Below are 12,604 nucleotides of genomic sequence, written 5' to 3' on the forward strand. Positions count from 1 at the left end.
CATCCTCAAGCACGACAACGCGCCGTACCTGGCCACGCTGGCCCCGGGCGTCAAGCTGCCCGACCCCGGCGCCCGGCTCACCAAGATCGCCGACGGCTACCAGCTGCTGCCGGCGCCGCCCAAGCTGACCGGCGACATGACCAGTTCCGTGGGCGAGCACGGCGAACTGGTCGTGCACACCAACTTCGTCTACGCCTACGCCTTCCAGCCTGCCTCACACCAGGCGCCGGCGACGCCGTGGGACATCGTCTCGGTCATCCACGAGAACGCCGACTACCAGATCGTGGACGGCAAGCCGTGGCCGTCGACCGAGAACTCGTACCTCTATGCGATGAACTGCGACCTGGCCCAGCAGGGACTGCTGGGCCCGCTGTACTCCGGCCGCGGGTCCGCGACGCGGCCCGGCACGGAGTCGCCGCAGGCCTACTACAACCCCAAACACCCCGTGAACACCGGCGACCGCTGCTGACCCGCCTGGCTTCCACCATGCGACAGGCGGACAATGGTGGTCATGACGCGCAGGCCTCCGCAGCAGGACGTCGACGAGAGCAAGATCAAGGTCGGCGAGCCGAAGACGTACGCGGCCGGGGTGAAGGGCGTGCTGGTGTCGCTCCAGCACGGCTGGGACGAGATGGGCGCCGTGCGCAGCGCCCGCACCCTGCGCCTGCTCAACCAGCGCGAGGGCTTCGACTGCCCGGGCTGCGCGTGGCCGGAGGCCCAGGGGCACCGCAAGCTGGCCGAGTTCTGCGAGAACGGGGCCAAGGCGGTGGCCGAGGAAGCCACCGTCCGGCGCGTCACGCCCGAGTTCTTCGCCCGGCACTCGGTGGCCGAACTGGCCGAGAAGACCGACTACTGGCTGGGCAAGCAGGGCCGGCTGACCGAGCCGATGGTGCTGCGTGAGGGCGCGAGCCATTACGAGCCGATCTCCTGGGACGACGCGTTCTCCCTGGTCGGCGGGGCCCTGCGTGAGCTGGACGACCCGAACGAGGCGATCTTCTACACGTCCGGGCGAACCAGCAACGAGGCCGCCTTCGCCTATCAGCTGCTGGCCCGCTCGCTCGGCACCAACAACCTGCCGGACTGCTCGAACATGTGCCACGAGTCGTCCGGGTCGGCGCTGATCCAGACCATCGGCATCGGCAAGGGCTCGGTCAGCCTGGCCGACGTCACCAATGCCGACCTGCTGCTGGTCGTCGGGCAGAACCCCGGCACCAACCACCCGCGCATGCTGTCCGCGCTGGAGGAGGCCAAGGGCAACGGCGCCACCATCGTCGCGGTGAACCCGCTGCCCGAGGCCGGGCTCATGCGGTTCAAGAACCCCCAGAACGTGCGCGGCGTCGTCGGCAAGGGCACGCCGCTGGCCGACGAGTTCTGCCAGATCCGGCTCGGCGGCGACCTGGCCTTCTTCCGCGCGCTGGGGCACCTGGTGCTCGCCGCCGAGGACGCCGCCCCGGGCACGGTGCTGGACCGGGAGTTCATCGACTCCTGCACGCACGGCTTCGAGGAGTGGGCGGCCGACATTCGTCAGCTCGACTGGGACGAGGTCGACGCCGCCACCGGTCTCTCCCGCGAGCAGATCGCCCACGTGGCACGGCTTCTGGTCGAGTCCAAGCGCACGATCATCTGCTGGGCCATGGGTCTGACCCAGCACAAGCAGTCCGTGCCCACCATCCGCGAGCTCGTCAACGTGCTGCTGATGCGCGGCATGATCGGCAAGCCCGGCGCCGGCGTGTGCCCCGTGCGCGGGCACTCCAACGTCCAGGGCGACCGCACCATGGGCATCTACGAGAAGCCGGCCGAGAAGTTCCTGTCCGCTCTGGACACCGAGTTCGGCATCACTTCCCCCCGGGCGCACGGCTACGACACCGTCGAGGCCATCCACGCCATGCGGGACGGCAAGGCCAAGGTGTTCTTCGCCGTCGGCGGCAACTTCGTGTCGGCGACGCCCGACACCGAGGTCACCATGCGGGCGTTGAAGTCCATGGACCTCACCGTGCACGTGTCCACCAAGCTGAACATGTCGCACGTCGTGCCGGGCAAGGTCGCCCTCATCATGCCCACGCTCGGCCGCACCGAGCGGGACGACCAGGCCGCCGGCGCCCAGTTCGTCACCGTCGAGGACTCCATGTCCGTCGTGCACCGGTCACGCGGCCGCCTCGCCCCCGCCGGGCCGGCCCTGCTGTCCGAGGTCGCCATCGTCTCGCGGCTGGCCCGCGCAGTCTTCGGCTCCTCGCACACCGTGCCGTGGGAGACCTTCGAGGGCGACTACGACGTCCTGCGCGACCACATTTCCCGTGTCGTTCCCGGCTTCTCGGACTACAACGCCCGCGTCCGCGAGCCCGACGGCTTCGTGCTGCCGCATCCGCCCCGGGATTCCCGCTCCTTCCCCACCACCACCGGCAAGGCCAACTTCACGGTGAACCCGGTGCAGGTCATCGCCGTGCCCGCCGGCCGCCTGATCCTGCAGACGCTGCGCAGCCACGACCAGTACAACACCACCATCTACGGTCTCGACGACCGTTACCGCGGCGTCCACGACGGACGCCGGGTCGTGTTCGTCAATCCCGAGGACCTTGTGTCCCTTGGCATCTCCGACGGCGCGATGGTCGACTTGGTCAGCGAGTGGCCGTCCCCCGACGGTCTGGAGGAGCGCCGGGTCAAGCACTTCCGCGTGATCTCCTACCCCACCGCCAAGGGCTGCGCCGCCGCCTACTTCCCCGAGGCCAACGCTTTGGTGCCGCTGAACTCCACGGCCGACACCTCCAACACCCCCACGTCCAAGGCGATCATCATCCGCCTCGAACAGAGCTGACCACTTCTCGACTTTGTTCGTCCACAACAGACGAAAGGGCCGGAACGCATTGCGTCCCGGCCCTTCGTGTCTGTGTTGTCAGCTCTGGAAGAGCTGCGTCACCTTGACGATCAACTGGTAGAGGCCGTACGCGAACGGCAGACCGACCCACAGCCAGGCGACGGTCATGAGCGCGGTGCGGTTCACTTCGCGTCCACCTCCTCGACGGCCGGCGCGTCCGAGTTGGCCGCCGGCTCGTGGTACTTGCTGTCGACCGGCTTGATCAGCTCGTTGGCCACGAAGCCGATGACCAACAGGCCGATCATGATGAAGAAGGACAGCGCGTACAGCGAGGGACCGGACTTGCCGGCGGCCTTCTGCGCGTCGGCGATGCCGTCGATGATCAGCGGCCCGGCCACGCCGGCCACCGACCAGGCGGTGAGCAGGCGGCCGTGGATGGCGCCGACCTGGTAGGTGCCGAACAGGTCACGCAGGTAGGCCGGCACGGTGGCGAATCCGCCGCCGTAGAACGACAGGATCAGCATCGCGGCCAGCACGAACACGGCCTTGGACGAGCCGCCGGCCAGTTCCAGCACGAGGTACAGCAGCGCGCCGACCCCGAGGTAGATGCGGTACATGTTCTTGCGGCCGATGGCGTCCGAGGTGGACGACCACACGAACCGGCCGAGCATGTTGGTCAGCGACAGCAACGCGACGAAGCCCGCGGCCGGAGCCGGGCTCACCTTGAAGAAGTCGACGATCATCGGCGACGCCTTCTCCAGGATGCCGATGCCCGCGGTCACGTTCAGACACAGCACCAGCCACAGCAGCCAGAACTGCGGCGTCTTGATCGCGTTGGACGCGCTCACGTTGTTGGTGGTGATCAGCCTGTGCACGGTGGCCTGCGACGGGTCCCACCCGGCCGGCTTCCAGCCGTCGGCCGGCACCCGGACCAGGAACACACCCATCGCCATGAAGATCGCGTACACCACGCCGTGCACCGCGAACGTCGCCGCGATGCCCGAGGTGGTGGTGCCGAAGCCGGCCAGCATGGCCGTCGACCAGGGTGACGCGATCAACGCTCCGCCGCCGAAGCCCATGATCGCGATACCGGTGGCCATGCCCGGACGGTCCGGGAACCACTTGATCAGCGTCGAGACCGGCGAGATGTAGCCGATACCGAGGCCGATGCCGCCGACCAGGCCGTAGCCCACGACGACCAGCCAGAATTGTGACGTCGCCACGCCGAGCGCGGCGATCAGGAACCCAGCGCCGAACGCGACGGATGCCACCGCCATCGCCCATCGCGGTCCGTTGCGTTCGACGAGCGTGCCGCCGAAGGCCGCCGACAGGCCGAGCATGACGATCGCCAGCTGGAACGGCAGGCCGCTCTCCACCCCGTTGAGGTGAAGCGCCTTCTCCAGCGGCGTCTTGAACACGCTCCACGCGTAGGCCTGTCCGATCGACAGGTGCACGGCGAGCGCGGAGGGCGGTACGAGCCAGCGGCTCCATCCCCCCGGCGCGATCGTGCGCGAGCGATCAAGGACCCCGAGTCCCATCTCTACTGCCCTCCCAGATAGTTGAGAATGGAACCTATTGGGATCGGGTGTGACTCGGCACGACCGAGTGGCGCACGTAACGACGAACGGCACCGCTGACGCGCCGAACGGAATGAACCGAAGACTTACGAAACTGGGAGGTTCCGAAATGGGAAGGGTGACCGTCCGCCGGCCGGTGCTCAAGCTCTCCCACCAGGGCGAACGCTCTCGTCCGGATGCACTAGCGGCCGAAGAACCACTCGAATTGCGGATTGACGGAAAAGCGGTCGCGGTGACGATGCGAACGCCGGGCAACGATGTGGAACTGGCCCACGGTTTTCTGCTCACCGAGGGCGTGATCGGTGATCGCGAGGACGTCTCGGCGGCCCGCTACTGCGCCGGAACCGGTCCCGACGGTCGAAACACGTACAATGTGCTCGAAGTCTCACTTTCCCCCGGTGTCGCCCCGCCCGACGTCGGCGTGGAGCGGAACTTCTACACCACCTCCTCCTGCGGCGTGTGCGGCAAGGCCGCCCTCGACGCCGTTCGGCTGAAGACCCGCCACGCCCCCGCCACCGACGACTGCGCCGTCTCCGTCGAGGTCCTCACCACGCTGCCCGACAAGCTGCGGGCCGCCCAGAAGGTCTTCGACTCCACCGGCGGCCTGCACGGCGCCGGCCTGTTCACCACCGACGGGGAGCTGCTCGTCGCCCGGGAGGACGTCGGCCGGCACAACGCCGTCGACAAGGTCGTCGGCTGGGCCGTCCAATCCGGACTGATCCCGCTGCGCGGCTGCGTCCTCATGGTCTCCGGCCGCGCCTCCTTCGAGCTCGTGCAGAAGGCCGCCATGGCCGGCATCCCCATCCTGTCCGCCGTGTCCGCCCCGTCGTCGCTGGCCGCCGAGCTCGCCGACGAACAGGGCATGACCCTCATCGGCTTCCTCCGCGGCGACTCGATGAACGTCTACACCGGCGCCGACCGAGTTCTGCGCTAGGTCGAGTGTGTCGGTGACACAGAGCGAAACGGCTGTGAACCGGATTCACAACCACTTCGCTGTGTGGCGGCCGGCGACTGCTTGAACGTCACATCGGAGGCGGGCGTGCCGCTGACTAGGGTTGGAGCATGAGCACACACTTCGACGTCGTGGTGGTGGGGGCCGGACCCGGCGGGTACGTCGCGGCGATCCGAGCGGCGCAGCTGGGGCTGCGGACGGCGATCATCGAGGACCGGTACTGGGGTGGCGTCTGCCTGAACGTGGGCTGCATCCCGTCCAAGGCCCTGCTGCGCAACGCCGAACTGGCGCACCTGCTGACCGGCGAGGCCGAGGCGTTCGGCATCCACGCCGAGGGCGGCATCACGATGGACTTCGGCGCCGCCTTCCAGCGCAGCCGCAAGGTCGCCGACGGCCGGGTCAAGGGCGTCCACTTCCTGATGAAGAAGAACAAGATCCAGCAGTTCTTCGGCTGGGGCACGTTCACCGACGCCAACACGATCCAGGTCGCGCTGACCGACGGCGGCCAGGAGACGGTCACCTTCGACAACTGCATCCTCGCCACCGGCGCGACGACGCGGCTGCTGCCGGGCACGAAGCTGTCCGAGCGGGTCGTGACCTACGAGGAGCAGATCCTCACCGACACGCTGCCGGGCAGCGTCATCATCGCCGGCGCCGGCGCGATCGGCGTCGAGTTCGCGTACGTCATGCACGGCTACGGCGTCGACGTCACCATCGTCGAGTTCCTGGACCGGCCCGTCCCACTGGAGGACGAGGAGGTCTCGGCCGAACTGGCCAAGCGCTACCGCAAGCTCGGCATCAAGGTGCTCACCTCGACGCGGGTCGACGCGATCGACGACTCCGGCGACAAGGTCCTGGTCACTGTCAGCAAGGACGGCCAGCAGCAGGTGCTGGAGGCCGACAAGGTGCTCCAGGCGATCGGCTTCCAGCCGCGGGTCGAGGGCTACGGCCTGGAGAGGACCGGCGTCCGGCTGACCGAGCGCGGCGCGATCGACATCGACGGCCGGGGCCGCACGAGCGTGCCGCACATCTTCGCCATCGGCGACGTCACCGCGAAGCTGATGCTCGCGCACGCCGCCGAGTCGATGGGCATCGTCGCGGCGGAGACGATCGCCGACGCGGAGACGATGGAGCTGGACTACGTGATGATCCCTCGGGCCACGTTCTGCCAGCCGCAGATCGCCAGCTTCGGCTACACCCAGAAGCAGGCCGAGGAGAAGGGCTTCGACGTCAAGGTCGCGAAGTTCCCCTTCACCGCCAACGGCAAGGCGCACGGCATCGGGGACCCCGGCGGCTTCGTCAAGATCATCGCCGACGCCACGCACGGCGAGCTGCTGGGCGCGCACATGATCGGCCCGGACGTCACGGAGCTGCTCCCGGAGCTGACGTTGGCTCAGCAGTGGGACCTGACCGTCAACGAGGTCGCCCGCAACGTGCACGCGCACCCGACCCTGAGCGAGGCAGTCAAGGAAGCCGTCCACGGCCTGGCCGGCCACATGATCAACTTCTGACGGCCGACCCAGGGCGGCCAGCGCCCGTCGGGCTCAAGACGAAGGCCCGCCCTCCCGTTTCCGGGTGGGCGGGCCTTCGCGGTTCTGACGGTTCGGTCAGGCCGACTTCTCGCGGCGCTCGCGGCGGCTGGGCTGCCGGGCGACGATGGTCGGATTGACGTTCTCGCGCACGGTCTGCTCGGTGATGACCACCTTGGCGACGTCGGTGCGGCTGGGGATGTCGTACATCACCGGCAGCAGCACCTCCTCCATGATGGCGCGCAGGCCTCGGGCGCCGGTGCCGCGCAGGATCGCCTGGTCGGCCACGGCCTCCAGCGCTGTCTTGGTGAACTCCAGCTCGACGCCGTCCATCTCGAACAGCTTCTGGTACTGCTTCACCATCGCGTTGCGGGGCTCGGTGAGGATCTTGACCAGGGACGGCTTGTCCAGATTGGTCACGCTGGCCACGACGGGCAGGCGGCCGATGAACTCCGGGATCAGGCCGAACTTGATCAGGTCCTCGGGCATGGTGTCGCCGAAGATGTCGGACGACTCCATCTCGGCCTTGGAGCGGATCTCGGCGCCGAAGCCGAGGCTGCGCTTGCCGACCCGGTCCTGGATGATGCGCTCAAGCCCGGCGAAGGCGCCGGCCACGATGAACAGGACGTTCGTCGTGTCGATCTGGATGAACTCCTGGTGCGGGTGCTTGCGGCCGCCCTGCGGCGGCACGCTGGCGGTGGTGCCCTCCAGGATCTTCAGCAGGGCCTGCTGCACGCCCTCGCCGGAGACATCGCGGGTGATCGACGGGTTTTCACTCTTCCGAGCGATTTTGTCGACCTCGTCGATGTAGATGATGCCGGTCTCGGCCCGCTTGACGTCGTAGTCGGCGGCCTGGATCAGCTTGAGCAGGATGTTCTCGACGTCCTCGCCGACGTATCCGGCCTCGGTCAGCGCGGTGGCGTCGGCGATGGCGAACGGCACGTTGAGCAGCTTGGCCAGGGTCTGGGCGAGGTAGGTCTTGCCGCAGCCGGTCGGGCCGAGCATGAGGATGTTGGACTTGGCGAGCTCTACGCCGTCGTCCCGGCCGTCCCGGTTGCGGTCGCCCGCCTGGATGCGCTTGTAGTGGTTGTAGACCGCCACCGACAGCGTGCGCTTGGCATCGTCCTGACCGATCACGTACTGGTCGAGGAAGTCGTGGATCTCGGCCGGCTTGGGCAGCTCGTCCAGTTTGACGTCGCCCGCTTCGGCCAGCTCCTCCTCGATGATCTCGTTGCAGAGGTCGATGCATTCATCGCAGATGTACACGCCGGGACCGGCGATGAGCTTCTTCACCTGCTTCTGGCTCTTCCCGCAGAAGGAGCACTTCAGCAGGTCTCCGCCGTCACCGATACGCGCCATGACCGCTGACCTCTGTCCCCTCCGGTTCGCCGACTGTCGCCGGTCCACCTGGCTGTCACGATGGCCCGACCCACACCGATGGGTCGCGCACGTTCCCCACGACGGTACCCGCCCGCGATCGCGAGCGGGAGGACCAGCGGGCCCCGACCGTGTCGAACCAGGCGATTACTAGCCAGATTCGGCGTGTCGGACGGGGCCGCGGCCCGGTTCAGCTCTGCGCGGACAGCTTCCGGTACGGCAGCACCTCGTCGACGATGCCGTAGACCCTGGCCTCCTCGGCGGTCAGGATCTTGTCCCGGTCGATGTCCTCGGCCACCTGGTCGGGCGTCTTGTTGGTGTGCCGGGCCAGCGTGGTCTCCAGGGCGCGGCGCACCCGCTGGATCTCGTTGGCCTGGATCTCCAGGTCGGACACCTGGCCGTAGAGGCCCTCGGTGGCCGGCTGGTGGATCAGGATGCGGGAGTTGGGCAGCGCGCGGCGCTTGCCGGGGGTGCCCGCGGCGAGCAGCACGGCGGCGGCGGAGGCGGCCTGGCCGAGGCACACGGTCACGATGTCCGGGCGCACGTACTGCATGGTGTCGTAGATCGCCATCAGCGAGGTGAACGAGCCGCCGGGCGAGTTGATGTACATGATGATGTCGCGGTCGGGGTCGACCGACTCCAGGTACAGCAGCTGCGCCATCACGTCGTTGGCGGACGCGTCGTCGATCTGCACGCCGAGGAAGATGATGCGCTCCTCGAACAGCTTGTTGTACGGGTTGGACTCCTTGACCCCGTAGCTGGTGCGCTCGACGAACGACGGCAGCACGTAGCGGGACTGGAGTGGCTGGTACTGGCTCACTGATGACTCCTGGCTTCGCTTGTCGCTTGGTCGAGCTGGCGGGCCGGGGGCCGGTGTTCCGGCGGGCGGCCCGCGTGTGGCTTGCTTCGACTTTAACGAACGCGGGCGGCGCCGACGTCCCGACGCCGCCCGCGTTCGCTCAGGGCGTCACTCCTGCTCGGCCGCCTCGTCGGAGGCTTCCTCGACGGCGGGGGCCGCCGGCGCGCCGAACAGTTCGTCCAGGTCGATGGTGTTGCCGGAGGCGTCGGTGACGGCGGCCTGGCGGACGACCGCGGCCAGCGCCTTGCCGCGGCGGACGTCGGCGAAGATGGCGCCGAGCTGGCCGGCCTGCTGGGCCCGCTGCACGTACTCGTCGGGGCTGATGCCGAAGCGCTGGGCCTGGTAGACGATGCGCTCGGACAGCTCGGCGTCGTTGACCTGGACCTGCTCGGCGTCGGCGATGGCGTCGAGCACGAGCTGGGTCTTGACCGCGGCCTCGGCGGCGACGCGCAGCTCGCTGTCGAACTCCTCGGCCGTCTGGCCCTGCTCGGTCAGCCACTCGTTGAAGCGGTCGTCGTCGTGGTCGAAGGCGTGGACCGCGTCGTGCTTGCGGGTCTCGACCTCGGCGGCGACGACGGCCTCGGGCAGCGGCACCTCGGTGACCTCGAGGAGGGCCTCGAGGACCTTGTCGCGGGCCTGCACGCCCTGCTGCATCTTGTTGACGCGGCCGAGGCGCTCGCGCAGGTCGGCCTTGAGCTCGTCGAGGGTGTCGAACTCGCTGGCCAGCTGGGCGAACTCGTCGTCGGCCTCGGGCAGCTCGCGCTTCTTGATGTTGTCGACCTTGACGCTCACCTCGGCGTCGCGGCCTTCGTACTCGCCGGCGACGAGCTGGGTGGTGAAGGTCTTGGTCTCGCCGGCCTCGGCGCCGATGAGGGCGTCGTCGATGCCTTCGACGAGCTGGCCGGAGCCGATCTCGTAGGACAGGCCGGTGGTGCGGGCCTCTTCGACCTCGTTGCCGTCGACGGAGGCGGACAGGTCGACGGTGACGAAGTCGCCGTTCTCGGCCGGGCGGTCGACGCCGGTCAGGGTGCCGAAGCGGGCGCGCAGCTCGTCGAGCTGCTTGTCCACGTCGTCGTCGGCGATCTCGATGTCGTCGACGCTGACGGCGAGCTCGCCGAAGGCCGGGATGGTGATGTCGGGGCGGATGTCGACCTCGGCGGTGAACGCCAGGTGGTCGCCGTCCTCGATCTTGGTGACCTCGATGTCGGGGCGGCCCAGCGCCCGGACCTCGCCCGCGTTCACGGCTTCCATGTACTTGGCCGGGATCGCCTCGTTGACCACCTCGTCCAGCACCGGGGCGCGCCCGATGCGCGACTCCAGCACGCGCGGCGGCACCTTGCCCTGACGGAAGCCCGGAATGCGGACCTGGCCGGCGAGCTTGCGGTAGGCCCGGTCGAAGTTGGGCTTCAACTCGTCGAACGGCACCTCGACGTTGATCCGGACCCTGGTCGGGCTCAGCTGTTCGACGGTGCTCTTCAACGTGGTCTCCTCGTACGAACAAATGCGTGCACAGTGCTCCCGACCGCACAGCGCCCCGGGATTGGATACCCAAGTCTAGGTCGACCAGGAAGAGCGAAGCTCCCGACCCCCACGCCAGCGCGATCACCAAGCACCTACCACGCACACACACGCCCCGCCACCCCCACGCACGCACCACGACAGCGTGTAGGCCGCAGGCCACACGTCGAGGGTGTAGGCCGCAGGCCACACGCTGGGGGTCCAGGGGGCGGAGCCCCTTGGCTCGGGGCCTGGGGCGGGAGCCCCAGAAGACATCGCCGGCGATAACGGCGAACGGGACCGCCAAAGGCGGTCCCGTGAGCACACTTCACCCAATCGTCGGGGTGGCGGGATTTGAACCCACGGCCCCTCGCTCCCAAAGCGAGTGCGCTACCAAACTGCGCCACACCCCGTTCGCGCCGTGTTGTCGATGGCGCGTGCATGAGAGTAGCGCGACCCGCTAAGCTCCCGCATGCACCCGGTTGGTTGGGGGTGCGGTGCGGGTGTAGCTCAATGGCAGAGCTCCAGCCTTCCAAGCTGGCCATGCGGGTTCGATTCCCGTCACCCGCTCTTCTTTTGCCTCTTCCGGGCGCCGTGGATGTGTCGAGCGCCACAGGTCATGCTGGCTGGGTGCCTACTGTTCCGATCTCGCCGCGGCCGTTGTCTGTTTCCGAGCGTGCCGTGCTGGAGCACATCTTGTCGTGTGGGTTCGACGGGGCCGCGGAGTTGCGGAGTCAGTTGGACCGCACGGAGGTCGTGGCCCGGTGGTCGGCCGAGTCGACGAGTGTTGATCTGCGGGTTCGGGAGCCGGTGCAGCATGCGGCGTTGCCGTCGAGGCTGGTGCCGGTCGGCGCTCAGGTCGTCGACGAGTCCGGGGAGTTCGTCGGCGAACTCCTGGTGTGGACGGATGAGGGCGCCACGTTGTCCGGCTTGGAGTTCGCGTGGGTCACGGACGTGATGCCGACGTCGCTGCCGCCGGTGGACCGGATCCGGCTCATCTGAGCCTCGATTGTGTCCCGCGCCACAGTCATCGCGTGGTGAGGACGAGGGCGGTGGCGTCGTCGCGGTAGCCGTCCTCGGTTTCGCGGGCGGCGGCGACGATGGCGTCGGCCAGCGCGTTGGGGTCGTCCTGGTGTTCGCGGACGAGGGCTTCGAGCTCGTCGTGGGGAACGGAGTCGAGGCCGTCGCTGACGAGGAGCACGAGTTCGTCGGGCGGCACGGAGGAGACGGCGACGTTGGTGACGGTGGCGCTGGAGAGGGTGACGCGGACCCAGGCGTCGTGCAGGGGCGCGAGGTCGGCGACGCCGTTGCCACGGAGGTAGGCGCCCATGGTGTGGGGGTCGGTCCGCAGGTGCAGGCGGGTGCCGTCCCAGCTGTAGGCGTGAGAGTCGCCGACCCACGCGAGGTGGGTGGGCCGTCCGGGCACGGCGAGGGCGAGCACGATGACGCCGTCGGGCATGTGGGGGTTGATGCCGGGGTCTTCGACGAGCGCGGCCGCGGCGAGCACGCCGGCGAGGGCGCCTTTGGTGGCGCCGACGCGCACGGCGCTCTCCGCCAACAGCCGCATGGTGGCGGCGCCGCCGGGGTCGTTGCCGATGCCGTCGACGATGGCGGCCACGGCGACGCCGGTGGACGCCTGGAACAGCGCGGCGGCGTCCATGTTGTAGTCACGGACGCCACGGCGGGTGGCGGTGGCCGCGCGCCGGCCATGGGTCAGGTCGTGCGCAGTGCTCAACCTCAAGCCTCGTTTCCGTCGACAATGCTAGCACCAGGGCCTTTATAGCCAACGCCGCGCCAGCCTGTGACTTAGATGGATTACCGGTTACCATGGTACCAGAAGTACCGCCCGGGAAGTATAAGTGCTAGAGTACGAGTGAAAGGGGGACGTGTGCCTACGAACACTATGTTTTCCCTAGCGCTCTATTAACCAGCCCGCTCAGAGACCATGGCCAACTTGTATAGACTGGTTTCTCCCGCACACGAGATCGGGCCGCCGGTGAA

General features: G+C 68.3%; 9 protein-coding genes, 2 tRNA genes and 1 pseudogene. 6 read left to right on the plus strand and 6 right to left on the minus strand.

All coding sequences use genetic code 11. From position 1 onward, the window contains the following. Both KUTG_RS17025 and KUTG_RS17030 read left to right on the plus strand, forming a co-directional pair. Positions 1-469 (plus strand): annotated as a pseudogene (locus KUTG_RS17025) (hypothetical protein); the annotation flags it as partial. A 42-nt stretch (positions 470-511) separates the two neighbouring features. Then, positions 512-2,812, plus strand: coding sequence for an FdhF/YdeP family oxidoreductase (locus KUTG_RS17030; protein ID WP_043729672.1), 2,301 nt, complete (start codon positions 512-514; stop codon positions 2,810-2,812). Between the two features lie 182 nt (positions 2,813-2,994). Here the strand turns inward: KUTG_RS17030 and KUTG_RS17035 are convergent, their stop codons facing one another. Continuing rightward, positions 2,995-4,350 carry an L-lactate MFS transporter gene (locus KUTG_RS17035; RefSeq protein WP_043718038.1) on the minus strand — a complete coding sequence of 452 codons (1,356 nt, stop codon included), beginning with the start codon at positions 4,348-4,350 and terminating at the stop codon, positions 2,995-2,997. Positions 4,351-4,498: 148 nt separating this feature from the next. Between KUTG_RS17035 and fdhD the strand changes: the two genes are divergently transcribed. Together fdhD and lpdA are read left to right on the plus strand one after the other, a co-directional pair. Next, positions 4,499-5,323, plus strand: a complete 825-nt coding sequence (gene fdhD, locus KUTG_RS17040; RefSeq protein WP_043718040.1) for a formate dehydrogenase accessory sulfurtransferase FdhD — start codon at positions 4,499-4,501, stop codon at positions 5,321-5,323. 128 nt (positions 5,324-5,451) lie between these two features. After that, entirely contained in the window at positions 5,452-6,852 is a 1,401-nt protein-coding gene (lpdA, locus tag KUTG_RS17045; RefSeq protein ID WP_043718041.1) for a dihydrolipoyl dehydrogenase, read from the plus strand. Positions 6,853-6,948: 96 nt separating this feature from the next. Here lpdA and clpX read toward each other — a convergent pair whose 3' ends face one another. The 4 genes from clpX to KUTG_RS17065 all read right to left on the minus strand — a co-directional run bounded on the left by clpX (position 6,949) and on the right by KUTG_RS17065 (position 11,016). Beyond that, complete coding sequence (clpX, locus tag KUTG_RS17050) at positions 6,949-8,229, minus strand: ATP-dependent Clp protease ATP-binding subunit ClpX (RefSeq protein ID WP_043718043.1); 1,281 nt, start codon at positions 8,227-8,229, stop codon at positions 6,949-6,951. Between the two features lie 208 nt (positions 8,230-8,437). After that, positions 8,438-9,067 (minus strand): ATP-dependent Clp protease proteolytic subunit, encoded by a 630-nt coding sequence (locus KUTG_RS17055; protein ID WP_043718046.1) that lies wholly within the window; start codon positions 9,065-9,067, stop codon positions 8,438-8,440. Between the two features lie 147 nt (positions 9,068-9,214). Further along, complete coding sequence (tig, locus tag KUTG_RS17060; RefSeq protein ID WP_043718048.1) at positions 9,215-10,585, minus strand: trigger factor; 1,371 nt, start codon at positions 10,583-10,585, stop codon at positions 9,215-9,217. 357 nt (positions 10,586-10,942) lie between these two features. After that, positions 10,943-11,016 (minus strand) — tRNA-Pro (locus tag KUTG_RS17065). Between the two features lie 86 nt (positions 11,017-11,102). Between KUTG_RS17065 and KUTG_RS17070 the strand changes: the two genes are divergently transcribed. Beyond that, a tRNA-Gly gene (locus tag KUTG_RS17070) sits at positions 11,103-11,173 on the plus strand. Positions 11,174-11,233: 60 nt separating this feature from the next. Next, positions 11,234-11,605: a hypothetical protein gene (locus tag KUTG_RS17075; RefSeq protein ID WP_157494583.1), complete on the plus strand. Its 372-nt coding sequence runs from the start codon at positions 11,234-11,236 to the stop codon at positions 11,603-11,605. Between the two features lie 25 nt (positions 11,606-11,630). On the opposite strand, the gene KUTG_RS58530 is transcribed toward KUTG_RS17075, so the two are convergent. Then, on the minus strand, positions 11,631-12,338 hold the full coding sequence (locus tag KUTG_RS58530; RefSeq protein ID WP_052394759.1) for a SpoIIE family protein phosphatase: 708 nt from the start codon (positions 12,336-12,338) through the stop codon (positions 11,631-11,633). Between the last annotated feature and the right edge of the window lie 266 nt (positions 12,339-12,604).

The sequence above is a fragment of the Kutzneria sp. 744 genome (genome assembly GCF_000568255.1).
GTDB lineage: Bacteria > Actinomycetota > Actinomycetes > Mycobacteriales > Pseudonocardiaceae > Kutzneria.

Bases quoted from the DNA above. Each gene is read 5' to 3' on its own strand.
- KUTG_RS17030 (WP_043729672.1), top strand. From the start codon at position 512: ATGACGCGCAGGCCTCCGCAGCAGGACGTCGACGAGAGCAAGATCAAG.
- KUTG_RS17035 (WP_043718038.1), bottom strand. From the start codon at position 4,350: ATGGGACTCGGGGTCCTTGATCGCTCGCGCACGATCGCGCCGGGGGGA.
- fdhD (WP_043718040.1), top strand. From the start codon at position 4,499: ATGGGAAGGGTGACCGTCCGCCGGCCGGTGCTCAAGCTCTCCCACCAG.
- lpdA (WP_043718041.1), top strand. From the start codon at position 5,452: ATGAGCACACACTTCGACGTCGTGGTGGTGGGGGCCGGACCCGGCGGG.
- clpX (WP_043718043.1), bottom strand. From the start codon at position 8,229: ATGGCGCGTATCGGTGACGGCGGAGACCTGCTGAAGTGCTCCTTCTGC.